The organism is Paucilactobacillus wasatchensis, from assembly GCF_000876205.1.
In the GTDB taxonomy this organism is placed as follows: domain Bacteria; phylum Bacillota; class Bacilli; order Lactobacillales; family Lactobacillaceae; genus Paucilactobacillus; species Paucilactobacillus wasatchensis.
This window is the reverse complement of record NZ_AWTT01000088.1, coordinates 1-1,254: the sequence shown is the minus strand read 5'-3', so window position 1 is coordinate 1,254 and position 1,254 is coordinate 1. Positions and strand designations below refer to the sequence as shown.

Annotated in this window: 1 pseudogene; it reads right to left on the bottom strand. The window is 35.5% G+C overall.

Annotation, left to right across the window (positions count from 1 at the left end):
* Positions 1–1,249, bottom strand: a pseudogene (locus WDC_RS09205) (ISLre2 family transposase); the annotation flags it as partial.
* Between the last annotated feature and the right edge of the window lie 5 nt (positions 1,250–1,254).

Genomic DNA, 1,254 nt, shown 5'->3' with positions numbered 1-1,254 from the left:
GTGAATCTAATTGATTTAATTGCCTCGAGAGATACTTCAATTTTAAGTTTCTTAGCCTTCTTAATCCTGATGATAGATCTTGATTAAGATGTCTGTTAACTCTTGCTAGTATGAGAACTAACATAGCTTGTAATCCTTCTTTAGACCAACTCTTACCCTGCTTTTTTAAGCGGTAGGTGAAAGCTCTGTGTGAGCTCTCAACTGAGCCTAATTTACCCATATATTTATAGCCGCGATCTTTGGGACGTTTGATATATTTCCAATTACGGCTTAGATAATGTCTTAATTTGGTCAACTTTTCGGAATCTTTTCCAGTTGTAATTTGTGATTCAAAAGTATCTAAAATAGCCGCTAATTGGTTCAAATTATATTCTCTAATAGCTGCTGTAGCCTTTCTACTTAATGGGTTTTGTAGACCGATGGTCTGCTCGAATTTTCGAATAAAGTGATACCGATCAATTACATACTCAACTTTTTTTGCCCCAGGAACTAATTCGCGCATACTGATGGGATCATATCCAGGACCGGCATCGCTTGCTAAAAACACTACCATTTCACTTAATTTATAATGTGCTTCCAGATAATCACAAACTTGTTTTCGTACTTTTAAATGATTGGTTTCAATAAATTCACGTTTATTTATTGGACCAGCATTAGTGGATTCGTATACCCTGTAATGATGTACAGAAACCCGTTGCTTACCACGTTCTCGGACTTCAAAAGCATCTCCTTCAATTACTAAATTATCCACTTTTTTACGATGAACAATTTCTTTATCAAGTGTTTCTTCCTCGACAGCAACGATGTCGGCCATCTCTCTAACGATTTTGTCGACTGCCCATGCACTAATATCAGTCTGACTGGCAAGGTTAATCATATCCGCTGTGTTTCTCATGGTAGTCATTTGACCAATCTTACTAACAACACTTTTGAAATATGGTGAAAACCTTTTTCGCGACACAAGTTTTAAATGTGTATCCAGTGGAAAATAATTGGTTCCATCTGTCTTCCTATAGCACCTACGTTCAAATGAAACAGCACCAAACATAAAATTGATTGTTCGTGGTTGTCGGTTAATAAAGGTATGGTCACTTGGAATCTGAGAAACTAACGTTTCGTCTAATTGAATTAAGTATTTAGATACAATTTCTTGAAACATTTCCCGCAAACAACGAATAACTTGTTCCTCCAAATCAAATAAACTATCTAAATTCTTCAATGAATCAATAAAATCTGCTAAAATAAACATGAAAG